This window comes from Mesorhizobium sp. 2RAF45, from assembly GCF_052115225.1.
In the GTDB taxonomy this organism is placed as follows: domain Bacteria; phylum Pseudomonadota; class Alphaproteobacteria; order Rhizobiales; family Rhizobiaceae; genus Mesorhizobium; species Mesorhizobium jarvisii.
Genome location: NZ_JBFRGG010000016.1, coordinates 40,540 through 62,367, shown reverse-complemented (window position 1 = coordinate 62,367; position 21,828 = coordinate 40,540). Strand labels below are relative to the sequence as shown.

26 protein-coding genes and 1 pseudogene are annotated in these 21,828 nt (G+C 58.4%); 10 read left to right on the top strand and 17 right to left on the bottom strand.

Annotated features, from left to right (window positions below):
• Positions 1-6: 6 nt before the first annotated feature.
• The 11 genes from virB11 to AB4Z43_RS28750 all read right to left on the bottom strand — a co-directional run bounded on the left by virB11 (position 7) and on the right by AB4Z43_RS28750 (position 10,866).
• Entirely contained in the window at positions 7-1,032 is a 1,026-nt protein-coding gene (gene virB11 / locus AB4Z43_RS28800) for a P-type DNA transfer ATPase VirB11 (protein WP_441940016.1), read from the bottom strand.
• Entirely contained in the window at positions 1,029-2,492 is a 1,464-nt protein-coding gene (gene virB10 / locus AB4Z43_RS28795) for a type IV secretion system protein VirB10 (protein ID WP_441940014.1), read from the bottom strand. The genes virB11 and virB10 overlap by 4 nt, the downstream gene beginning before the upstream one ends.
• On the bottom strand, positions 2,492-3,289 hold the full coding sequence (locus AB4Z43_RS28790; RefSeq protein WP_441940012.1) for a TrbG/VirB9 family P-type conjugative transfer protein: 798 nt from the start codon (positions 3,287-3,289) through the stop codon (positions 2,492-2,494). The genes virB10 and AB4Z43_RS28790 overlap by 1 nt, the downstream gene beginning before the upstream one ends.
• Positions 3,286-4,068, bottom strand: a complete 783-nt coding sequence (locus AB4Z43_RS28785; protein ID WP_441940010.1) for a virB8 family protein — start codon at positions 4,066-4,068, stop codon at positions 3,286-3,288. The genes AB4Z43_RS28790 and AB4Z43_RS28785 overlap by 4 nt, the downstream gene beginning before the upstream one ends.
• Positions 4,069-4,077: 9 nt before the next feature.
• A complete protein-coding gene (locus AB4Z43_RS28780) occupies positions 4,078-5,121 on the bottom strand; it encodes a type IV secretion system protein (protein WP_441940009.1) in 1,044 nt (347 codons plus the stop codon).
• A gap of 183 nt (positions 5,122-5,304) precedes the next feature.
• Entirely contained in the window at positions 5,305-6,039 is a 735-nt protein-coding gene (locus AB4Z43_RS28775) for a type IV secretion system protein (protein ID WP_441940007.1), read from the bottom strand.
• 9 nt (positions 6,040-6,048) lie between these two features.
• Positions 6,049-7,122 (bottom strand): transglycosylase SLT domain-containing protein, encoded by a 1,074-nt coding sequence (locus tag AB4Z43_RS28770; RefSeq protein WP_441940004.1) that lies wholly within the window; start codon positions 7,120-7,122, stop codon positions 6,049-6,051.
• Positions 7,123-7,189: 67 nt separating this feature from the next.
• Positions 7,190-9,592 (bottom strand): VirB4 family type IV secretion/conjugal transfer ATPase, encoded by a 2,403-nt coding sequence (locus AB4Z43_RS28765; RefSeq protein ID WP_441940002.1) that lies wholly within the window; start codon positions 9,590-9,592, stop codon positions 7,190-7,192.
• Entirely contained in the window at positions 9,589-9,882 is a 294-nt protein-coding gene (locus tag AB4Z43_RS28760; protein WP_441940000.1) for a type IV secretion system protein VirB3, read from the bottom strand. Before AB4Z43_RS28760 ends, AB4Z43_RS28765 begins: the two co-directional genes overlap by 4 nt.
• 3 nt (positions 9,883-9,885) lie before the next feature.
• The gene (locus AB4Z43_RS28755; RefSeq protein WP_352619172.1) at positions 9,886-10,200 is read right to left on the bottom strand and encodes a TrbC/VirB2 family protein; all 315 of its coding nucleotides are present in this window, start codon (positions 10,198-10,200) and stop codon (positions 9,886-9,888) included.
• Positions 10,201-10,212: 12 nt separating this feature from the next.
• Positions 10,213-10,866, bottom strand: a complete 654-nt coding sequence (locus AB4Z43_RS28750) for a transglycosylase SLT domain-containing protein (protein ID WP_441939998.1) — start codon at positions 10,864-10,866, stop codon at positions 10,213-10,215.
• Between the two features lie 87 nt (positions 10,867-10,953).
• Here AB4Z43_RS28750 and AB4Z43_RS28745 point away from each other — a divergent pair, with 87 nt between their 5' ends.
• The 3 genes from AB4Z43_RS28745 to AB4Z43_RS28735 are packed head-to-tail and all read left to right on the top strand — an operon-like array spanning position 10,954 to position 12,262.
• Positions 10,954-11,556 carry a hypothetical protein gene (locus AB4Z43_RS28745; protein WP_441939996.1) on the top strand — a complete coding sequence of 201 codons (603 nt, stop codon included), beginning with the start codon at positions 10,954-10,956 and terminating at the stop codon, positions 11,554-11,556.
• On the top strand, positions 11,553-12,101 hold the full coding sequence (locus tag AB4Z43_RS28740; protein WP_441939994.1) for a thermonuclease family protein: 549 nt from the start codon (positions 11,553-11,555) through the stop codon (positions 12,099-12,101). The genes AB4Z43_RS28745 and AB4Z43_RS28740 overlap by 4 nt, the downstream gene beginning before the upstream one ends.
• A complete protein-coding gene (locus tag AB4Z43_RS28735; RefSeq protein ID WP_441939992.1) occupies positions 12,098-12,262 on the top strand; it encodes a hypothetical protein in 165 nt (54 codons plus the stop codon). The genes AB4Z43_RS28740 and AB4Z43_RS28735 overlap by 4 nt, the downstream gene beginning before the upstream one ends.
• On the opposite strand, the gene AB4Z43_RS28730 is transcribed toward AB4Z43_RS28735, so the two are convergent.
• A complete protein-coding gene (locus AB4Z43_RS28730; protein ID WP_441939990.1) occupies positions 12,259-12,603 on the bottom strand; it encodes a hypothetical protein in 345 nt (114 codons plus the stop codon). The two genes, AB4Z43_RS28735 and AB4Z43_RS28730, sit on opposite strands and share 4 nt — an antisense overlap.
• A gap of 142 nt (positions 12,604-12,745) precedes the next feature.
• On the opposite strand from AB4Z43_RS28730, the gene AB4Z43_RS28725 reads away from it, so the two are divergent.
• From AB4Z43_RS28725 to AB4Z43_RS28710, 4 genes are read left to right on the top strand one after another with little or no spacing between them, the layout of a single operon-like run.
• Positions 12,746-13,375 carry a response regulator transcription factor gene (locus AB4Z43_RS28725; RefSeq protein ID WP_199201081.1) on the top strand — a complete coding sequence of 210 codons (630 nt, stop codon included), beginning with the start codon at positions 12,746-12,748 and terminating at the stop codon, positions 13,373-13,375.
• Positions 13,376-13,380: 5 nt separating this feature from the next.
• Complete coding sequence (locus AB4Z43_RS28720) at positions 13,381-14,082, top strand: FkbM family methyltransferase (RefSeq protein WP_441939988.1); 702 nt, start codon at positions 13,381-13,383, stop codon at positions 14,080-14,082.
• Positions 14,072-14,617, top strand: coding sequence for a hypothetical protein (locus AB4Z43_RS28715; protein ID WP_441939986.1), 546 nt, complete (start codon positions 14,072-14,074; stop codon positions 14,615-14,617). Before AB4Z43_RS28720 ends, AB4Z43_RS28715 begins: the two co-directional genes overlap by 11 nt.
• A complete protein-coding gene (locus AB4Z43_RS28710) occupies positions 14,614-15,903 on the top strand; it encodes a sensor histidine kinase (protein WP_441939985.1) in 1,290 nt (429 codons plus the stop codon). The genes AB4Z43_RS28715 and AB4Z43_RS28710 overlap by 4 nt, the downstream gene beginning before the upstream one ends.
• A gap of 145 nt (positions 15,904-16,048) precedes the next feature.
• On the opposite strand, the gene AB4Z43_RS28705 is transcribed toward AB4Z43_RS28710, so the two are convergent.
• Complete coding sequence (locus tag AB4Z43_RS28705) at positions 16,049-16,597, bottom strand: helix-turn-helix domain-containing protein (RefSeq protein WP_441939983.1); 549 nt, start codon at positions 16,595-16,597, stop codon at positions 16,049-16,051.
• Between the two features lie 97 nt (positions 16,598-16,694).
• Here AB4Z43_RS28705 and AB4Z43_RS28700 point away from each other — a divergent pair, with 97 nt between their 5' ends.
• Entirely contained in the window at positions 16,695-17,297 is a 603-nt protein-coding gene (locus AB4Z43_RS28700; protein ID WP_441939981.1) for a hypothetical protein, read from the top strand.
• 45 nt (positions 17,298-17,342) lie between these two features.
• Positions 17,343-17,801 carry a hypothetical protein gene (locus AB4Z43_RS28695; RefSeq protein ID WP_095204775.1) on the top strand — a complete coding sequence of 153 codons (459 nt, stop codon included), beginning with the start codon at positions 17,343-17,345 and terminating at the stop codon, positions 17,799-17,801.
• 472 nt (positions 17,802-18,273) lie between these two features.
• Here AB4Z43_RS28695 and AB4Z43_RS28690 read toward each other — a convergent pair.
• Positions 18,274-19,026 (bottom strand): annotated as a pseudogene (locus AB4Z43_RS28690) (ISNCY family transposase); the annotation flags it as partial.
• Between the two features lie 50 nt (positions 19,027-19,076).
• Here AB4Z43_RS28690 and AB4Z43_RS28685 point away from each other — a divergent pair.
• Positions 19,077-19,217, top strand: coding sequence for a hypothetical protein (locus AB4Z43_RS28685; protein WP_441939979.1), 141 nt, complete (start codon positions 19,077-19,079; stop codon positions 19,215-19,217).
• Between the two features lie 358 nt (positions 19,218-19,575).
• Here AB4Z43_RS28685 and AB4Z43_RS28680 read toward each other — a convergent pair whose 3' ends face one another.
• Genes AB4Z43_RS28680 through AB4Z43_RS28670 form a run of 3 tightly spaced genes read right to left on the bottom strand, consistent with a single transcriptional unit; the run spans position 19,576 to position 21,511 of the window.
• Positions 19,576-20,154 carry a hypothetical protein gene (locus AB4Z43_RS28680; RefSeq protein ID WP_441939977.1) on the bottom strand — a complete coding sequence of 193 codons (579 nt, stop codon included), beginning with the start codon at positions 20,152-20,154 and terminating at the stop codon, positions 19,576-19,578.
• A complete protein-coding gene (locus AB4Z43_RS28675; RefSeq protein WP_441939976.1) occupies positions 20,151-21,116 on the bottom strand; it encodes an OmpA family protein in 966 nt (321 codons plus the stop codon). The genes AB4Z43_RS28680 and AB4Z43_RS28675 overlap by 4 nt, the downstream gene beginning before the upstream one ends.
• A gap of 11 nt (positions 21,117-21,127) precedes the next feature.
• The gene (locus tag AB4Z43_RS28670; protein ID WP_441939974.1) at positions 21,128-21,511 is read right to left on the bottom strand and encodes a hypothetical protein; all 384 of its coding nucleotides are present in this window, start codon (positions 21,509-21,511) and stop codon (positions 21,128-21,130) included.
• Between the last annotated feature and the right edge of the window lie 317 nt (positions 21,512-21,828).

Sequence of the window (21,828 nt, the reverse complement as noted above, 5' to 3'; positions counted from 1 at the left end):
GCCTCGCTAGATCGTCTCCGCCTTGGTGAACTTGATCTCGCTGATGCCGCGCCGGCCGCCTTCGGTGCGGACCATCTGGACGACCACCGGAATGACCTCGCGCAGATAGTCGAGGATTTCACTCCGTGAGAGCCCCGTACTGCCCTGCATGACCATGAGCGCCAGCCGCTCGTAGGCGGACCGGGCCGAATTGGCATGAACGGTGGTGAGCGAACCCGGGTGGCCGGTGTTGATCGCCTGGAGAAAAGCGAAGGTTTCAGCGCCGCGTAACTCGCCCAACAACAGACGGTCGGGTCGCATGCGAAGCGAGGCTTCGAGAAGCTGTTGCGCGGAGACTTTGGCAAGGCCCTGGTCGCCCTTCGAGGCTATCAGGGTGACGTTGTTAGGAGCCGGCAGCCGCAGTTCGCGGGTGTCTTCGATCGTGATGACCCGTTCATGGGCCGGGACCTCCTTCAAGAGCGCATTCAAAAACGTCGTCTTGCCAGTCGACGTACCGCCTGAAACGACGATGGAGACACGGTTGCGAACCGCATATTGCAGGAAGTCCATCGGCGATGTGTCGTGCAGCATTTCGACAAGTCGCTTTTCTTCGGTTGAAAGCGCCAGGCCGCTGCCCATCGCTGTGTTCTCGAATGCGCCAAGATCCTTGTATGCATCAAGGCTCATATCCATGATGACCTGTTTGCGGATTGAGATCGCCCCGCCTTCGGGAGCGGCCGGCGGCAAGATGCATTGGATGCGCTCGCCTGAGGGTAGTGCTGCCGACAGGACCGGTTTTTCTTCGTTGATGACCTGATTTGTCGCCGAGGCGACACCCGTCGAGATGTTGCGGATCCAGCCGGGCGTGACCTCGCGCTTGACGACGTGCTCCATTTCCTTGGCGCCGAGGCGTTCGATGAACAATTCACCTGGCCTATTGATCGCAATCTCGGAAACGGAGTCTTCGTTCAAATAGGACCATATTGGCTCCAGATGCGCGCGCAGGACCGGGGCTCTTGCCCAAGGGTCGGGGAGGGGATGCAGGGCGTTCATTCCACCGGGCTCCCATAGCCGCGATAAAAATGATCCTTTGGCGTCGCGTAAAGAGGCGTCGGATCGATCGCGGTCTTCGGCCGCCCACCTGCCTTCATTCGTGCAACTTCTTCGTGAACCGGATCGGCGTACAAATCCGAGAAATCGAGATCTCGCCGCACCAGCACGACAATGGACGTGCCCTGGTCTACGTAGACTGTCGGGCCAATGTTCTGCGTGTCGCGAAACGCCTCTTGCGCGAGTTGCTGCAAGGCGGTCGACGACTTGTCGAACGCGATACCGCGGGCGTCGCGCTGCGAGCCATTGCCACCATACGTTACAGTTGTGGTCTCACCTGTCACGGGATCGGTCGTCGACACCTGACGCTGTTGTCCATCCTGGCTGCTGTCGCCAAGCGAGGACAGATATTCAGAGACGCCGCCAACGACGGAAAGCATGATGGCGTTGCCGTACCGTTCAACCCAGTGCGTATCGACACGACCGCCCATGCCACCGCGACCGAGCGCGTCTGCACCGGGTGACTTGATATCGACGGAAATGCCGTCTGAGCGGATGACCCTGTTCCAGACGATGAAAACACGCTTCTGACCGCGCGCAAGTCCCGAGCGGTATTCCCCGGTCAGGCGCGAGCCCTTCGGAATGAGGATCCGCCTGCCGTCGAGCGAGAAGACATCCTCACGCACGACAGCGCGCACGGCACCAGGAAGGTCGGTGTTAACAGCGGTTTCCAAATAGCCGCGAAGGATCGTTCCTTCAGGGATCAACGCGTCGGTACGCCGGAAGACCCTTGCCTTGACGATGCCGGAAGAACTTGCCTCTGACTGTGCCAGGAAGGCCTTGTTGGGATCGCTGTCGGCGCCGGGGACCGGGACGATCTGACCGTCGGGCGCGATTTCGACCTGTGCTGGCTGGGCGCCGGTATCCGTCGAGCCGGTTTCACCATTCGTCACCATCTGGTTCGATCGCAGGCGTTCCCACACGGCTTTTTCGTGCTCTGCGGCCTCAGCCTTGCGGCGAGCCTCTTCGTCAGCCGCGGCCTTCTGGCGAGCTTCTTCCGCCTCGGCCTTGCGGCGAGCTTCCTCGGCCGCCATTTGCGCCTCCAGCGCACGCCGCTGCGCATCGAGATCCGCGCCCTCCTGCACTGTCTGATCGACGTTCTCGGCTTGTTGCGTGGCCTTCTGGTCGTCAGCCGGTGGCGGCACCACGATCTGGTCGATCGTGCCGTCGGCAGGTTGAGGCGGCTCGTTCAACGCCGGCGGGCGAAACTCCGGCGGATTGAAGTTTTCCTCGCCATCGCTGCGAAGATCGTGCGATACCGGCTCCCGAGGCCAGTTCAGCCATATCAGCGCGCCCACCAGCACCACGCCGAGGCCGACCAGGGCGATTTTGGTACCCACACCCGCACCGCGGCGCGCGACTGTCGGGCTGCCATCCAGTCGGTTATAGTCGATCTGCGTCATCAGCGCCCTCCGCTGGATCCGAACAGGGTGGAACCACCTGTCAGTTTCGTTGGACCGTAGACCTGCTCGACTGGATCGATAGCGTTGGGTCGAGCCCGGTTGTAAAGGCAGAGTGTCTTGCCATCGGCTCGCAGGGTGAATTGCCGTGCCACCTTGTCGATGACGGTGTATTTGCCCTGAGTGCGAACGTTGACCAGCGACTCATGGCGCTTGTCGTCGACCACGAAAATCGCAGGAATGTCACCCTTGAACTCCAGAAACACCTTGGTGCCGTCGTCGAATACGGTCCGTGGCTTCAGGCTGTCATCGCCCTTGTAGGCATAGTCGTAGTTGAGGTCGGCATAATTCAGATCTTTCAAGTCCGGATCGGCGGCGCTCTCCTTGGCCTGTGAGAGCAGGCGCGTGTTGATATCCTCGTCCGGGTATTTGAACCGGACCTGGAAGGATGCCCGGTCACGGCTATCGTCAGTTGCCTGCAGCAGCAGGGAATAGACGCGCCGGTTGGTGACCACGTTGACGTTGGTCCAAGCATCGCGCTCCAGCGGCTTGACGAAGAGGAATCGCGATCCGCGTTTGGGGATGATCGACCAGCCTTTCGTGTCGCCGGCGGAGACGGTTTCGATGACTTCGGTCGGACTGAGCTCGACCATCGTGGAAATGCCAAGAGCTGCACGCACCGACGTCACATCGTCGTTGTTGAAGGTGACATATCGGATGCGGCCGTCGCGTGCGGCCGCGGCGTGAATCGGGCCGAGCAGAAGGGCAGCCGACAAAACGAGGCTCACACGCCATCTCATTGCAGGCTTCCCGCGGCTGGCGCCGATTCCTGGTCGCGGCGATAATCCGTAATCTGAAATCCCAACGGGTTGTCGAAACGCCATTCGTTCTTGAGCGGTGTTGAGGTGTAGCGGAATTTTATCACCGCCACCCAATTGTCGACGGTGGATGAATTGTCCCGCCGCGTCGTCGTGGCAAAGCGCACCGAGGCTGTGTTGCGATTGAGCAGGGAAACGGACTTGATCTCGACCGAGACAGTGACATTGCGGCCAAAAATCTTGTCCAGCGATTGTGGATTTGCAGGCGTATAAAGCCATGTCAAATCCTTGGACGCGGCGTCGGTAGAGTAGAGCTGCGCCAGGTCGTAATTCTGTTTCAGTTCACGGGAATCGTAGGTTTCGCGGGCCCTGATGTAGCGCACAAGATTGGCCGCCGTGACGGCCTCGTTCTGCGATAAATCGCCAGGCTTGAGCGCGCGCATGATCTCGAGGTAGCCCGTCGATTTGTCGACCTCTACAACGTACGGTTCGAACTGCCGGAGTGGCAGGATCAGCACGAGCGCCAGCAGCGACAGCACCGCAACCAGTCCCGAAATGCCGCTGACGACCCACGCCAATGTACGCGATCGGCGCATTGACCTGTGCGTGTCGTCTTCCCAGGTCGCGCCTGCCCTGTAATAGCGCTTGTCGACGAGTTCGCGGCTGCTGTTAGCAGGTGTTTCTATTGAGATTGACACTTTAGTATTGCCTCGTTTGCGCGACGATCCCGATCCCGATCGAGGGCCGCGATCGGTGATCATTCTTGTGTTCTAGGCCAGAGGCCTGGAGTTATCGTGCGCACCTTGCTGGATGGCGGTCCGTGTTGCGGCATCGGCCCTGGCTGCTCGCGGAGATCGAAAACTGTTTGTCGCGAGCTGCCGGGCGCCCCGAGCGGCGCGGCCTGCGGCCCATCGTGCGCCGGAATAGCGCACGGCATTCCTGCCGAACGTCCCATATGAGTAGCGAGCGCCCATGGTGCTGAGATACCCGCCACCATTCAGGATCGAAGCAATCGAGGGTATCTGCATGAGAACGTAGATGCCGATGATCGTCACCAGCACCAGGGGCAGCACCAGCGACATCTTGCTGTCCATGGTCGCTCCACCTGATGTGGCGGTGTTCAACGCCGCATTGACGAGCGAGAAGTAGAAACCGAGAAACCCGTAGATCAGGATTTGCTGGATCATCAGGAAGGTGGTGAGCGAAAGAAAGCCTTCGCTCATGCGCGAGGACCATCGGTAAAGCCAAAGGATGATCCATATCGGCGCCAGGGCCAGCGTGATGAACAACATCACCTTGGCGGCGATGATCGCGGCAATGGCAAGCGCTGCGAAGATGATGGCAGACAGCAGGACGAGCAGCGACAAGAGCGCACCAAAAATGTCATAGAAGGATCCGCTGTAGACCTGGTTAGCGACGTCCTGCGCCCCTTGATAGAGGTTGTCGATAAGCGCTGGAATTGCCGCCTGATCGCTAAGTTGATTGCCGGTGGCTCGCGACACGGCGCCGACAATGACCTTGCCGACCTCATCTGGGATGCTTTGGACAAGCTGGTAGATCGTCGTGGAGAATGTGCCCCATCCAGTCAGCAGCAGATAGATGATGACGGCGCGGCCGAGGCGATAGGCCGCTTCGAGCGGCGAGATCGACTCTCGCCCGCTCAGGATCGAATAGCCCCACCAAACGATATAGAGGGTCAGCATGAGGGTGAAGACGTTGCCCATGGCATTGCCCAACTGCATATAGACGGTGCGGACGAAGTCCTCACCGATGTTGTCAATGCCACCCAGAATGCTTGCGGCGAGACCGTTCATGGATCCTCGTTAATGATGCTGGCGAACGGCGTTGAATTGACCGGCTTCAACGCGCCGCATTCGTCGGCGTGGGCATACGCCAAAGGCCCGCACGGCGCTTTCAGTTCGCGATTTGCGCATCCAAAAAGCCCGGCACCGAGCCCAATCACAACGCATATGCGCAGGACTCGCCTCGACAAGCGCTCAGCCCCCGCTCTTGCCGAATTCCGCGAACGGATTGACGTTGCGCGGCGTCATCATCTTCTGCACCTGGCTCTGGCGAAGAAGATCCCCCTTCAGCTTCTCATTCAGGGCCGCGACCGCGCCGTTCTGGACGCCGATCAGTTCGTTGACCGCGCGCGCGTTTTCCAGCTGCATTCGTGTGTTCTGGTCCACCGATCCCTTGACGTCCTCAGACTGCCCGATTTGCCCACTCGCGGATTGGAGAGACTGTTGGCGCTGGGTGACGCCCTGCGAAGCCTGCGAGGTCAATGCGCTCAGCAGCGAGGCCACGTTGACGCTGCCGCCATAGGCGGTGTTGACGGCGCTCGTCTCCTTGCCGGCAATCTGCTGGAGTTGCTTCACCAGCTGCAGTCCATTGATGACGGCGCCGGCGATTTTCTGGATTTCGGGCGACAGGCCGCCAAACGAAAGCGCCCCGCCGTTCAGGATCGATCCGAACGACGGCGCCTGGGCAATCGACATATTGCCGCCAAGACCCATCTGTCCGATCCCGAGCGAACCGTCACGACTGCCGCTGAGAGCCTGCAGGATCTCCTCGCTCTTTTTCAGGATATCCTTGTTGGAATCCATGATGGAGTTGGTGTTCTCCGCATTCTTGCGGGCGACATCGAGATTGGCGCCATCGATGACGGCAATCTGTGCAAAGCTCGCGCTCGTCCAAAGCGCCATGCCGGCAGCAACCGCGAATTTCTTCATGTCAGCCTCCTATTGCTGTAGGGAATCGATCACGCTGGCAGCGCCGGTAGGATCATTGGTGATGATCATCGAGCGGCTATCGGCCGAGCTTGCCGCCGCGTTCTGAACCGCGCATGGTAGCCAGCGGCCGCGATCGATCTTCAACCGCTCCAGTTCCGCGGGATCACAAGAGAGCGGGTTTGGGGAGCCGCTCTTTGGCGGTTGCACCAGCTTTGCGGACTGCGATGCCTGAACGTTCTGCAACGACAGAAGTTGGGCCAGCAACGCCGTAAAATCCCCCGCCTGGCCGAGGTACTGGTTGGTGACATCAGCGTTGATCCCACGAGCCGATGAGTTCAGCTCCCAGGCGTCCTTGTATTCGGTCACCTGGCCAACAGAGCCCGACAGCGCGTCGATTGCCGCATCGTTGGCGCCCATCTGCGATGCACTTGCATCGAGGCCGCCAGCCGCCTTTCTCACCGCGCCCATAGCGTCGTTCTGGGCCGTGCCGCCCGCGCCGTCGGCCGTGACGATCGAGAAGGGTGGCGGTGCGGCCGCCGGGGCCTTGCCGCTCGATACATAGTCGTTGAAGTAGCTGTTCCAGCGGCCGACACCGCCGGCCCACCCTCTCTGCTCGGCAGCATTCGATCCGTTGTAGAAGGAGGCGAGACAGTTGTAATTCGTCGCCCCGCATTGCTTCACGCCCATGCCGAGATATTTGACGCCGCCTTCGACGTTCTGCTCGTTCACGTCGCGGTCCAGTCCCATGGACTTGCCGGTGCCCTTGGTCAGCTGCATGACGCCTTTGACGCCGGTGTGGCTCCCGGCGCATGTGTCGAAGCGCGATTCCTGATAGGCAACGGACAGCGCCAGGCCTTCGGGCACGCCGTATTTTTGCGCGTAATACCGGATCATCTTCACGTTGCCCGCGTCGCGCTGCAACGCCTCAGCCGGGGATCGCCGAAACATCTGTGAGCGGTATTTGTTCGAATAGGTGCAGACGACGCTTTTCTTCTTGTCGGTTTCGTCCTTCTTGGCTTCATCCGACTTCGTGCTGTGCTTCTCGTCCTCTTGCCGCTTGTCGAGGTTCGGCCCGTCGATCACCGCGATCTGAGCGATAGCCACGCTCATGCTTTCCGCCGTCGCGAGAGCCACGACCAGACAAGCGCTGCTAAGCCGCTTCGTCATGCTCGTCCTCCCATCCGCAGAAGTATGGCAGCCACATCTCCGGCTCGTCGCCGAAGGCTTCTCGGAGCCGGGCGCATTCCTTGCTGTTGGCTTCGTTCGAGGACAAGACCTTGATGAGATCGGGCATCGCCGACAAATCGAGCTTGGCTACGATCGAGTCGCTGTCGTGCTTGACGAGGAAGGTGCGTGTTTCCTTCGCGGTCCGGCGCACGAACTCGAATTCCTTCGCTGTCAGCGAGAAGCGCTCCACGTAGGAGTCCTTGCCCGCCTTCGGATTGGGGAAGAAAATGTTGGTCTTCGTTTGCTCGATCAGCGACGACGAGATGGAAGAATTGACGACGTCTTCCGCCGTCTGCGTGCCAAAGCCGACGACGCCGTTGCGGCGACGAATGGTCTTCAGTGTCTCATTGATGAAGGCGGCGAAAACCTCGTCATCCAGCAGCTTCCAGCCTTCATCGAGGAAGAGCATCACCGGCGAGCCATCGATGACGTCTTCGAGGCGATGGAAGATGTAGAGCAACGCCGCCGAGCGCAGCTTTCGATCGCCCAGGATCTTCGTCATGTCGAACCCGACAACGGGTTTCGAGAAATCGACCAGATCGACGGGATTGTTGAAAAGCCAGCCCTTGTCCTTCGGGTCGAGCCAGGGTTGTATCCGCGCCGCCAGATCGTTCATGCCTGGCATCAGCGAACCCCGCAGCACTTCGGGCAGCAGGTCGAAGGTCCGCTGTTCGCGCGGGATCTTATAGATCATGTCGACGGCGGCGTTGATGACGCGCATTTCCGCCACGTCCAGCGCACCGCCTTCCGGCGTTAAAATGTAGATAAGCAGATCTTCAAGGAAAGAACGGTTTTCCGCCGTGTCATCAAGCTGCAACGGCGCGAACCCGGTCGGCTGAGAGGGCTCCATCACTTCGTAGCGACCGCCGAGCGCCCGAACGAAAATTTCGGCGCCGCGCATGTAGTCGAAATAGATACAACGCGGCCGCGGCACGATGCGCATGGCCTGCGCCATTAGAAACGACAGCACCACGGTCTTGCCCGAGCCGGTTGGGCCGAACACCGTGAAGTGCCCGACATCGTGAACGTGAAAATTGAAATAGTACGCCGTCTGGCTGGTCGTTTCGAGCAAAGCGATGGGCCGGTTCCAATGCAGCCGCTCGCGCTGGCCGGACGGGAAATTGTGTCCGGAAAAAAGACCGGCGAAATTTAGCGAAGAGATCAACGCACGTCGCGCGATGTAACTGAAATTCCCCGGCAACTGCGCCCAGAAAGCAAGTTCCGTGTTCAGGGTCTCGCGTACCGGCACGATCGACATGCGCGAAAGTTCGGCCGAGATGTCGGATAGCGCACGGTTGAGCCCAGTCATGTCAGGCGCCAATGCCATGACGCTCATGTGATGTTGTCCGAAGACGACTTCGCCGCCGGCCAGCTTGTCGGCGCCGTCGTGCACGGAGACCTCGACCGTCGTGCCCGCCTCGTCGGAACCCTCGACCTGGTTGGCGATGGTGTTGATCCTGCGCATCGCCGTTACACGGTCTTCGATCGCGAAACTTTGCGTCAGGACAAACTCATGCGGCAGGCGCAACAGACCGTCCAATGAGCCCGGCGCGGTGAACGGCGGGTATTCCTTGATTGACACCATGGCGCCGAGCTTGGCTGCGTCCGGCCCGCGAAGTTCCAACGCCGACTTGCCGAAAAACAGCTGCCGCGTCGCCAGAACATCGCCAAGGGACATGCGCGGCAAAGGCATTTCCACGTCGCCGCCACCCGCAAGAATCTTCGCCAGAAACTCGGCGGGCTCGGAAAAGATGCTGTCGCGACGCTTCACGACACCGAGAAGGCGTCCCCCATAAGCCGTGAAATCCTTGACCATGCCGTCGAGGATGTCATGCAGTTCGGCTATTGCCTCTTCGCGGGTTTCTTCGCCAGCGGTGCTGATACGGAATGCATTGAGCGCCTTGTCCACCCAGCCGACCCGGCCGACCATCGGGCGCCGTATGACCGTCAGATACGCCTCGTTGACGAAGAGGTTTTTCGAGCCAAGCTCGTCCATGTAGCGGGCGTCGAGCTCGGCCACGAAAGGATTGTCAAAGTCGCCTTCGATTTCCGGGGTCACGTGACGGCGGATGATCGTTGTGTAGACCGCAAACCGAGAGGTCGAAAGATTGCGGAACGTGGTGTTGCGGTTGAACATTCGGCTGTTCAACTCGGCCTGGTCCATGGTCTGGAATGGCAGGCCGCTGAGCCGGATGGCGCCGACCAGAAAGCCGCTCTTCGTCACGATCAGATTGTCATCGACATGGCGAAGGTAGGGGATGTGCATCGCAGCCGGCTTTTCGCGGCGGCGCTCACGGCCAAACTTCAGCTCTGCATCGAGGCTCATGGCGAATAGCTCCTCGCCCCCCAGAAAGTGAGATTCGCCACCGCTCCGCGTTTGGAGACGCGCCGCTCGAAAATATGAAAGATGTAGGGATCGCGCTGGCACAGATATGCGCTTACCAGATGCACCAGGCCGAAGACGCCAAGACCGAGCATGAAGCTGCTCGTGGCGATAAAGCCGATCACCGCCAGGATGCCGTTCAATGCAAAAACTTCATATCGCACCCCCCATTTCATCGGCGGGCGTGTCAGGGGCAGGCTGACGGGCTCGACATAGACTTCCTCGTCGTCCATGGCTCAGCTGCCTCCCGCCGTCGCGCGAACCGCGTCCACCAGCTGGGCAGCGCCGAAGATAAGAGCGATGCCAATGATGATGGAAAAAGCCATCATCCACGCCAGCCGTCCCGTCATGGCGAGGAAGCCGAGAAAACAGACAGCGATGATGGCAAATGAGCGCGCTATGTTACCCTGCAGAACGCCGACGAACCATTCCAGCACGTTTTCGACTGGTGCCGCCGATTGGGCGTATGCGGTCGCCGGCGCGAGCGCTATTCCGACCGCCGAGGCCAAGGCCAGTTTCAGGACAAATTTGCCTGCTTTCCTGTATTCCACCCTTGGCTCCTTTCAGTTGCCGAAATCCATGACATGACCATCCTGCCAAGCGTCCTCGCTTGCTGGCGGAGCGGCCGCCAGCATTTCGGATTTGGTCAGGACGGGCTTCTTCACGACACCGCCGAACTTCCAGCGGTTGAGGATTTTCACGATGTATTCCGCCGTCTCCGGATTCACCGGAATCCCTTGCGCCTTGTAGACGCTGTTGGGCCCGGCGTTGTAAGCCGCCAGCATCAGCAGCGGATCCTGGAACTCGTCGTAGAGGGACTTCAGATAACGCAGGCCAGCCCGAACGTTCGCCTGCGTATCGCAACGGTCGCTCACGCCGAGATCGGCCGCCGTGCCCGGCATCAACTGCATGATCCCAAGGGCTCCGGCCTTGGACGGACCCTGACTTGCGCCGAGATCGCTTTCAGCCCATGCAATCGCCTCGGCCAGATCGGCGTCGAAGCCTTCGTCCCGCGCGATTGAACGCACAAGTTCGGCGACTTCTGTACGGTTTTCGGTTTTGCACGACCCGGGCCTCTGCGTCCCGACTGAGGAAAGGGCTTGCGCCGGCGTTGCAAAGGCGACTGCGACGCGGTCTGATGCCAGATCCCGGCCGTGCGCTTCCAAGGGCATCGTAGCGGCACACAGTGTGAGCAGAAGAGCTGTTCGAGTGTTCATACTGTCGCCAAAATTTAACACTTTACTATGGCTACACGCAGCCCTAGTAAAGTGTCAACACGATATCGATCACAAGGACGGATTTCGATGAAACAGACGGCCCTTTGCACGGCTTTGCTGCTCCAGGGCGCCGTGGCTCATGCTGGTGGCGCCGACGCCCCAAGCGCCTTCGCGCAGCCGTCGGAACACTACCTGCTGCAGTTTGCGAAGCCGGGCGAGAAGGTGTTCGTCTATGAGCGCTACGATGCGAAAGGCGCACTCTTTCAGCGCGACGCGGCCGCCCTGAGCTTGCCGGTGAAGGTGCCGTCGGCGACCGAGCGCGTCATCAACGGCGTGGCCTATCGACTGCGCGGTCTCGCGGCCTGCCCAAAACCGAAGATTACCTACAAGGCGCAGGAGTGGGACTGCACAAAGGCCGCGCAGGACTATGAAGAAGGAATCTACAACGATCGTGCTTCTGTCGTGCTTTGCAAAACGCTTGTGCTGCGGAGCGGGAAGGGGGAACCAGACGCAGTGTCGTGTTTTTCTCTCGTTGGTGCGGGCAATACAAACGACCCGTACAACGTCGCCTACGACGATGACGAAATGGTTTTCTTCGACATGGCCGCAATCGGACGCAACAAGGACGGCAAGTCGCTGCGCCCCGATCTGGAGCACTCCGCCGACCTCGGTGGACAGTTCCAGGAATGAAACAGGCGCGCTTTGCAGTGCTGGCCGTTTTTGGTTTGTGCGCATCGGCACAGGCCCAGGGTGCATCCGAATCTGCCGCGCCAACGCCCTTCGCGGTATCGAAATCGGCTCAACTGCTGACCGGAGATACCTGGCGTGACGGCGACCACCTTTTCCGCCTCTATGGCGTCCAGTCATGTCTTCGCGGCACGTCGGCTGAACAGCCAAATGGGAACAAACTCGATTGCGGGAACATCTCGCTGGCGCACCTGGCCGCCCTGTTCGATAGCGCGGCGGTGACATGCCAGCCAATCGGCTACGCCCTCGACAAGGCGGCCTTTGTCGTGTGCGGTGCGCAGCTGAATGGCGACACAATCGACGTCGGCACCGCGCTCATCGCGACCGGATACGCGTTCGCCGCAACGACAGCAAAGGGCAAAGCCGTCAATGAGAACTACCTCATCGCGGAAATCAACGCTAAGATGAAACGTGCAGGTTTGTGGGGCACGACGTTTCAGCATCCTGTTCAGCTGCTGCTAAATAAGCGGTCGGAGAGACAACAATGAAGCACGACGATGAGGCGCACAAATATTACTATCCCGTGGAAGGACGCACCGAGGGCGCCATCGGCGATGCTATCGCGTTGGTTGCGATCATCTTGGTGCCGGCAGGACTCTATGCGGCCTGGAATGCCGTGGCTGCATGGATTTCAGCACTCTTCTCCTAGGACTGAACTTTCGTGAAAGAACCGAGCAACGCGCGTAAATCGTCGACGTCAATCTCGCACCAGCCATGGGCCGTCAGCCGTTGGAAATAAGCAGCTTTCATTCTCATTTCCGCGATAGTGGCTACTGGAGCAATCGCAGCACGCCTTCGCACCGCCGCCTCTTCCGCCATGACCGTGTCCAGCCTTTGACCCAGCAGAACCGCATCCTTCCCCTCGGCCTCCATCGCTTGCTTGCCGAGACTTTCAAGCTCAGCGACGCTCTGACGATGTTTAGCAATCAGTTTCGCGACGCCTTCTGCCGCTTCCATCTGTCGGTTGCTGCAGACCAGTTGAATAGGCATCGTCTTGCTCCTGGCTTACATCGGTCAGACACAGATAGCCGTGGAGGTGAGGAAAAATAGGGATGGCACCATCCCTATTTTGAAGCGACCAATTCTGAAAGACAGGGGGCGGGGGGCGCCTGCGTAGAAGGATTGGCTTCTGATGTTTCGTGCCCTGGTGGTCGAAGACCAGACGCTTATGCGTCTGGCACTGATGAACGAAGTGCAAGCGAGCTTCGAAAAATGCGTCGTCCTGGGGGCGGAAACGCTGAACATCGCGACCGTAGAACTTCAAAACAGCCATTTCGATCTTGTCGTTATCGATCCTGGCTTGCCCGGTTTTGACCCCACCTCACAAGGTGATCGCGTCGCTGTCGTCGACAGGATCATCGAGGCTTCACCCAGTGCAATCCATATTGTTGTCACCGGTTCCGACAACCGCTGCGAGGCAGATGGTTTCCGACGAATCGGCGCCGCCGCCTATCTAGGCAAGACCGGACTTGCGCCCGGCGTGTTCAGCGACGTTCTGGACGATATTTCCACCAAGGGATTCTCCTTGCGCCTGTCGCGGGCTGTCATGACAAAACCCGATTACCGATTTTCCGTCCTTACACCGCGCGAACAGGAGGCCATCGACATGATGGCGCACCGCGCACCCGGCGTGAAACGCAAAGAGATCTTCTCGCTCATGGCCGATCGACTCGCCATTGATGCCGGCTCGGCCGAGAAATATTACAAGCAGGCTCGCGCCAAGCTCATGAGGCAAGGTCATCCGCTCCCACAGGGGCTATGATCGCGATGGCTTCTCTAACCGTACATGGGATCAAGGTCCCCGTCGAACCGCGGGATGTTTCGCCGGTTATCTGGCGAGCGCTTCAAAGCCAGAGCTATGAAGCGAAGGAAGCGAAGTGGATATTCAGGGCGGTCAAGGCGCGCGATCGCGTACTGGAGCTGGGGTCGGGCATCGGCATCATCACCGCATTGATTGCGAAAATCCCCGGCGTTCAGGTGTGGGCTTTTGAAGCAAATCCCGCAACAGCGGAACTAGCCAAGCGCGTGATAGCGGCCAACGAGCTCGACAATGTCACATATTCCCAAGGCATGCTCACAGCAGGCCCGCCGCGGTCCTTCACCTTCTACGTTCGTCGCGACCTTTGGATGTCATCCACGGACAAAGACCAGGGACCATATGAGCGGGAACTTTCAATCGTCTCGGCCAACGTCGATCGTTTCATCACCGATCATCGGATAAACGCCCTCGTCATGGACATTGAAGGTGCCGAAAAAGAGCTTCTGCAGGATGCCGAGTTGCCCGGCGTCGAGCGCATCTTTCTTGAGCTGCACGACCATCTCTATGGCCTTGACGGCATCCGCAACATCACGCTTGCGCTTGCAGAAAAGGGGTTTGCCTACGACCCGCGGGGGTCCCGAGGACCTTGCGTGCTGTTCGCCAAGAACGATGGACCCCGTGAATACGGGGATATGGAAGATGTTGCGTAATGCCCTTGCTGTAATGTTTGCCTTGGCCCTTCCGCTCGCCAGCGCCGCCGAGGAAATTCCCCTCGATCCCAACGAAGTGTCGGTAGAAGACGCCAGCGGCAAGACCGTCGCGGTCTTTTCGGTCAACCAGCTGCAGGCAGAGTTTCCGCAACAGACCTATGACACGCGAACCCCCTGGACGAGCGACAACGAGAAAATCGAATACCGTGGGCCGCTGCTTGCAAACGTGCTTGCTAAGGCTGGAGTCACCGTCGCGCAGGAGGTGAAAGTTGTCGCCTTTGACAACTTCGTTTCCGATATTCGTATTGACGAAATCCGGTCTTATAATCCGATCCTGGCAGTTGAGCGTCGTTGCAACGAGAACGACAAGGCCAGATCGCTCTGCCCGTCGGGCCAGGAGTTCCGCCCGATCAGCATGGTGGAGAAAGGGCCCATCTTCATTGTTTGGCCCTTCGACCAGTTGCCCGCTTCCTACGTTCCCGCAAGAAACTCGATCTGGGTGTTTTTCCCAGTCATCCTGCGCGCCACGCAATGAAGTTCTACAACGGCCGTTTCCTCGCTGTTCTGCCGTATCTCGGTATGGCTGCAGCCCTTGGCCTGAGTGCGTGGACATTCATCCAATCCGACCGCTATCGCCAGGAGACGGATGCCATCCTCAATCAGACCTTCGAGATTCAGTGGCGCGCGGCACAGATTCGCGAGCGCCTTATACGGGTCTATGGCTATCTTCGTATTGCCGACGCAACGGGCAAGCTTGATGCGGACATCGATCGGCAAATGGCGCTGGTGAGCGTCAACGTCGCACAGCTGGAAAACCTGCCCTATCTGGACCGTTTTTTCCCCGATCATGACGCCGAACTCCTGGGCGGGGTTCGCCTGACCCTAGAGCAGAAGATCGCACCCCTTGTGTCGGCACGCAAAAATTACACACAAGCCATTGCAGACATGGCCAAGCTCGAACAGTCAATTTACGAGATCTCCAGCTCCACCGTTGATCACAGCGCCACCTTGCAGCAGACCGCCAGCATCGACATTGCGGCCACGCGTAACTGGTTCATCTTTGCCATCGCGCTTGGCCTCGGTGCCACCTTCTATCTCGTTATCCATCAGCGCTATTCCTCGGCCAATCGCCGTGACCAGCATATGCGCTCGTTTGCTTCGCTTTTTGCGCATATGACCCGATCGCGTGTTACAGCCTTGCGGCTGTTCCTTGAGCACGCACAACCAGACAAGCAGCCGAGCGGTGAAATGCTTGAGGCTGCACGCGGTGCTGCCAACGAACTGGAATCGATCACCAACAGCGTGCTTCAGATCGCCTATGCACCACAAGATTCCAGCACCGTGGCGCTCGGCCAACTGCTTGAGGATCTCACGCGCGATCGCAGCAGTATGGTGCAAGTTCTGGTCGATGCTAAAGCGCGTCTGCACCCCGTGCCGGCGGCGCCCTTCCGGCTGGTGGTCAATGAGCTGATCGAAAACGCTCTGGCCGCGTTTTCCGGCGCCAGAAACGCACGAGTACTCATCTCCGCGACACTCAAACGACAACCATTTCTCCCGCGCAGTTATCTGGTGGTAGAAGTGGCCGACAAGGGCGCAGGCATGCCACCTGCAATTGTTGCAAAGGCAACTACCCCTTTCTTTTCAACGCGAGCTGGAAATCATACTGGCCTTGGACTGACCGCATGTTCCGAGATGGTCTCGACGCTGAACGGAAAGCTTGTCATCCAGAGCGCCCAAGGTGTCGGTACAACCGTACAAGTCAGGATTCCTGTGCGTTCCACCGCAGCCGCCTTCTGGCAATCATTCGTTAGGCATAGGTGATGGCGCGGGTGGATCTCAGAGAGCGCTGCTCATTTTCACCTGAATTGCCGGTCTGCGCGATCACCGCGAACCCTGCCAGGCATTTATATGGCCCTGCCTAAACCGATGATGCCCCTTGATGTTTACGGCTCTGTGAAATGAGTACCTACGCGCCGGCTGGGTTGAGAGCAGGCGGATCAGGTGTTGGCGGAATCTTTTCGGAAAAGAGGAAGGTCGCTGGATCAAGTTTCAACGCCTTGGCGATCGCGGCAATCGTGTCGACGCTGATGTTGCCGCTCGCGCGCTCCAGTTTCACGTATGTCGCCTCCGCCACGCCGATGAGCTCGGCCATCTGGTACCGGTGCAAAGTTCGTCGTTGTCGCTCAATATCGATGATTTGCGCCAGCCGCTTGCGGATCGCATTGTCGTCCAACTGATGCGCCCACTCCGGAACCTTCTTCCCGCCAGCGAGCAGTCCTGCAAAAGACACTTGCAAGCCGCTTGCCATGATCTGCAACGTGGTCAGCGTGACATTGTTTTTCTGACGCACGGTCTGGATGTAGGTTCGATAGGCCAGCTTTTCGCCCTCGGCGGTCCGAAACAGCTCGGCCATGTGCATATGGGATAGGCCACGTTTGGCTCGCTCCCGCTCAAGCGTCAGGGCAATGTTCGTGCGCAACGGGTTGTTGACCACGCCCGCGTCGTCTCGTTTCATAAATCGATGTAGTCGCACAAACCTGCCTTTTCGATCTGTCCTTTTTCGCGCGGGTCATCCATAGTAAAATGTCAAAATCTATAGCGAGGAAAAGGCTATGACCATACTCAAATTCCTACTTGGGGGTGCCGTCGCCATCGCGGGCGCCGCAGCTCTTCCATCCCAATCAAAAGCGTCGGAATGGGGCTGTCAGGTCCTCCTATGTCTTTCCGGCGACTGGCAGGGTACCCCCTCGTGCCACCCGCCAATTTACAAGTTGATTGCGGCGATGGAAGCCCCGGGCTTTGACTGGCCGACCTGTCCGCAAGCCAACTCCAGCGCCGCGAGGTTCGAGAAGTATGCGGATTGTCCGCCTGGCTGGCAAGCAGTTGGCGGCAATGACTCCGATCGACCCGGAATGGGACAAGAACGCAACATCTGCCGCATCGCGTCCGAAAGGCTCACGCTACCCGTGTCTATGATGAATAGTCGCCTCGGCCAGAACCATGACAACGGATCCCGACAGGCCCAGATCGAAATCAACGGTAAGTTGGTGACGGCAGAAATCCAGAGCACAGGCAACGATAGAGGGCATTCCGCTGGAAATGGTCCCACCTACTTCACCATCTCTCGACCGATGCGAGAAAAACCCTGGTTCATCGAGTATGACGATGCGAACGGCATACGCCAGAAAAGCTGGTTTAACCTCAACATGCCATAGGCAAGGCGATCACTCAGGACGGGTCGCTATTCAGGGAGGTTTGTAGTGTTCAAGGTGCTTCTCCTGTCCACTGTGATTTTGAACACAGGCGCTGTGTTGACAGCGGCTGGTCAGAGCGACAAGCCGCGATCAAACGTGGACAATCCTATGTGGCCCGCTTCGCTAAAATGGGACTGCAACACAGCTACCAAAATCGTGTGCGAGCGCGATGGCAGTTGCTCGGCGGCTGAGGACCACACTGGATTTGTGCTGAACTACGGCAGCAACGAAGCTGAGTTTCCGGCCGGCAATGTCAGGATCAAACGCCACTATCAACAGACCGTGCAGGGGAGCCCTTTGCAGCAGGAAGTTAAAGTTGAACTGGCCGACAATCGCGTTCTTTGGCTGACGGCCGTGGATGCCAGCCGCACTTATTCGCAAGCGTGGGTTGGCGCACTGAGCGAGTTGAAGGGTGGCGCGGTACTAATGGAATCCGAGGGTGTCTATTGCATGCCGCACAAATGAGTTGCGCCGACAGGGGAGGCGCGAGCGAAGGCCGATATGGGCTGACCTGGGGCGCCGGCCCGGCTGCTCAGCGAGTTCAAAGTCTCCGGTTAAATTTAGTCAAAGGAGGGGTCTTAAGTAGCGCCTGTCTATCAACCGGTACGTCGAGTTGGCGTTACTGTTAGAAGCTGGCGATTGGCTCTCGATTAAAGTCTATAAGACTTGTTGAAAACGATAGTCTTACTTTGCAATAGCGAGTAATATCTACCTTTAGTTATGATGTGGCGGCGATGTAGAAATGTCGCCGGTTCTGCAAAGTAGAAATGTCGCATCCTACGTTTGCGAGGGCAGGGTGCAGCAAGTTAGAAATGCGACAGCGGCGCACTTCCTGGCGCCGACATGAGTGCCCGATCGGGCGTCAGCTGGTCGGGGTTGCGCAGCCCGATCGGGCGCGTTCCAGCTTGGCTCCCTGGCTTTAGCTTTGAAAGCCGCCTCACTCGGCAGCGGCCACCCTTGTCAGCGCCTGTTCTCGCCGCGCGATGACAGCAGGATCGTTCATGAAATCCGTCCGTTTGCCCGGCTTGCGTCCGCGCTTTTTGTAGGCGCTCTGCTCGCTGTTGGTCTTGATCTTCGGCGGAGGCCGCGCCTCGTCCTGCTAAGCCTTGATACAGGTCAGCACTTCGCCGAGCCGCTTGTTCTCGGTGATCGCCGTGTGCGTGACGTGCTGCTCCTTGTCGAAGACAGTGTGGGGGAGGGAACACGCTCTCCATCGAACGTCCAGCCGACCGTCGGCGAACTCTTAGATATCGACGTATTTGTGGCCGACATAGCGCTGCTCCCGCATGCACAGCACGTCACGCAGCCGATCCGACGCAACATTCAACGCGCGATGCAGATTGTCCGGTCGGGCAGAGACCTTGGCGAACCTCTCGTTGAAGTCGACCATGAAGGCCGGTAGGAACGCATTGGCCGCCTCGATGTCCGATATGCCGGCGACGCGCAGTTCCTTCACAAGACGGTCCTGCAGCGTCACTACCGTCGATCTGCACCAGCTCGCCATAAGATTCCCGACGCAAACGAGGCTGATGGAATGTCCGGCGCTGCTTGCGCGACAGCCAGATTCCGGCTTCCGCCATCCATTTGCGCAACTGCGCAACGTCTCTCGCGACACGATCAGGCCGTGGTTCGCCGCCAATTTCTCGGCCGCCAAGGTTGGCCCGAAGTCGAGATACTTTTCCCGAACCAATCTATCTTATGGACTCGCTTTTATGCAATATAATCACGACTCAATTCGGATTGATCGACCGCAACACCGAACTGGCCCAGGCGCTGAGAATAACCGGAACGCCGGGCTTCGTCGCCGGCGACCAGATCTTTCCCGGTGCGACCGATCTTGTGCCTGAGCGTGGTGCTGTATTTAAAGGCCTTCCCCCTTAATATATTAAGCTCTTAGCCTTATGGTCATGATGACGAGATGAATGATCCGACTGTTGGCGCGTTCTTCTGTTCTTCTGTGTTCTCGCCGCGAAGCAGCGTCCGAATACGGATGGCAGCGATAAGAAATTTCGACCGCCTGCCCAACAGAATGACTCCTAGATCACGCTCAACCACAAGAACGCACTCTTCGCAAATCTTACAATGCCGCTGGCTATCAGTTTGCCGGAACGGCCGGAGTGGTTGGTAGAACACGTACGAAATTTAGATTTCGAATTCCACATCAACGCAGCACGACAAGGATGGGAACGTGCACGCGAAGAAGTTTGCGGTCAGCTATCGTCGTTGCGTCGTTGCGTCATCATTCGATGAGCTTACAGTCTCCACCCGGCATAGTTTCCAGCAATATGTCTCCACCCCAGGGAAATTTCACGCCGAGATACCGGCGGCTGGTTTGCACAATCGGTTCAAGCTTCTCTGGATCATTGATAGGCAACAGCATGATCATCGCATGCGCCGTAACCGGGACTTGAACCGATGGAACTTTGCCGGCGCATTTTAAAAATGCATTGGCCTGGGCATCGGTGTCCGCCTGCTCCTCCGGTTTGAGCTCACCAGCAATGCACGCATTCAATGCGGCCGGTTCCGGCATATTGGATGTCGTCTGGGCCGTGCCCAGCATGGTAATCCGCTCCACTTTCGTGCCCTGCAGATCAGTCTGATCCTTGGTCAGATGCGCGGGAACGCTGAAATTCACGTGGTCAGATTCGACAGAAATTTCGCCCGTGTCACCGCCAGTGTAAGTTAGCGTGATAGGACTTTTCCAGCCTTCGATGAAAGTGTCTTCGGTTTCACATTTCACGATGGTTGCGGCCTGGGCCAATGCCATGGATTGCACGGTCACTGTCGTGAAGATGAGTGTTTTGAAGCCGTGGATCATTGCACCACCAGCTCGACACGGCGATTCTTGGCCCGGCCGTCATCGGAATCGTTGGAGGCGATGGGTTTTGTAAAGCCAGCACCCTCATAGCTCAGACGCGAGGGATCAATGCCATATCCTCCGACCAGGGCAGCTGAAACATTGGCTGCCCGCCGGCTTGAAAGATCCAAATTGTAGTCGGCGGCGCCCTGGTTGTCGGTATGCCCAATGATCTTGAGGCGCATTGAGGGGTTTGCAGTCAACGCCTTGGCGATTTCGTCAAGGGCCGGTTTTGATTCCGATTTCACCACATCCTTGTCGAAATCAAAGAGAATGCCGTAGACATTGGCGCTGCCCTGCTGCTGCAATGTGGCCGACAGATCCGCGGGCGCCTCGATCTTGCCGCCATCCATCGGCTTTTCCTCAAGGATGCGTATGAAAGCCGTGGATCTGTCCTGATCATCGCCTACAAGCACGCTGGCATAGACATTGCCTTCCGGCCTTCTCAGCTCCGCCAGCAAATAACGAGCATGATCGGCGTAAGATGTAGAGACGACGTTGCCCGGATCCAGTTGCTCGCCCAGAACATAGGTGTCGCGCACACTGCCGGTCAGGCACTCCTGATCCGTGCAGGAAAAGGTGATCGAGAACCCTTTTGACTTGAGCGCCGCCTCATAGTTTGTCGCAACCTCGAGCGTCGAGCTGCCGGGGGCCAGATCATAGCGAACCTCGCTGGACCGGCCTTGTTTCTTCAGCCATTCGGCGCCCCAATGATCCTTCACCGCATTGCGGTCCAGCAATGCACCATAGTCATGCGGTGCGTTTATGAATTGCAGCTCATCAAAATCCTTGAACCGGCACCAGGCAATCGAGGCGCCCTGATAGCGTCCTAGAAGTGCTGCGTCCTTGCAGCCTTGCGCATCTTCGGCATGCGCCGGCAGGTAGAGAGAAAGGAAAACCATCGTCGCGAGGATCATCCTCATCCCGTCCTCCATCATTTCACAGTATGAGTAAAGGTAACCCAAGGCTTGCAGTTGGACCTCGGCGGAAATCCACCATAGGCGCAGGCCTGGATTGCATAGCTGAATGTAGGCGGCTTACCCTTCGGGATATACAACTGGAACTGCGTCTCGTTTTTGCCGAGTTCGATTTGCCCGCCGACAATGCGGTCGGACGACACATTGAAATGATCGACATTCGTGTAGCTGGTGCTGAACTCTACGATATGCAGCGATCCTGCATCATGACCACTGACGCAAAACCCCTGCTTGCAACTCGCTAGCGCCGGCGTGCTTGCCATCGCAATCGCAATGCCGGCCATTGCGCTCAGCAGTAATGGGTTGCTCATCATCTGATGCTCCACTTTTTCAATCGGCAACACAGCTCTCTCCGCTCACATGAAAGCCGTGCTGGCAGGGCACGCAGCGGCCATTTTCGAAATGGTCGTTGTGGGAGCATGAAAAGCAATTGCCGGTGTTCGGGTTCAAGTTTTGGCCTTCCGGGCACTGCTCCACCGGGGGGAGAGCCTGCTGCTGCGTCTTGTTCCGCCTGCTGGCGACAGGCAGACAATTGCCGTCGCTATCCGCAATCTCGCCGTGGGGGCAAAGCGATGGTTGCGGCAACTGGTCATTGTGTTTGCGGTGAACGCGGTGTTTGACCTCCACGAGGTAAGGTGGTGGTGAACTGCAGCCATGA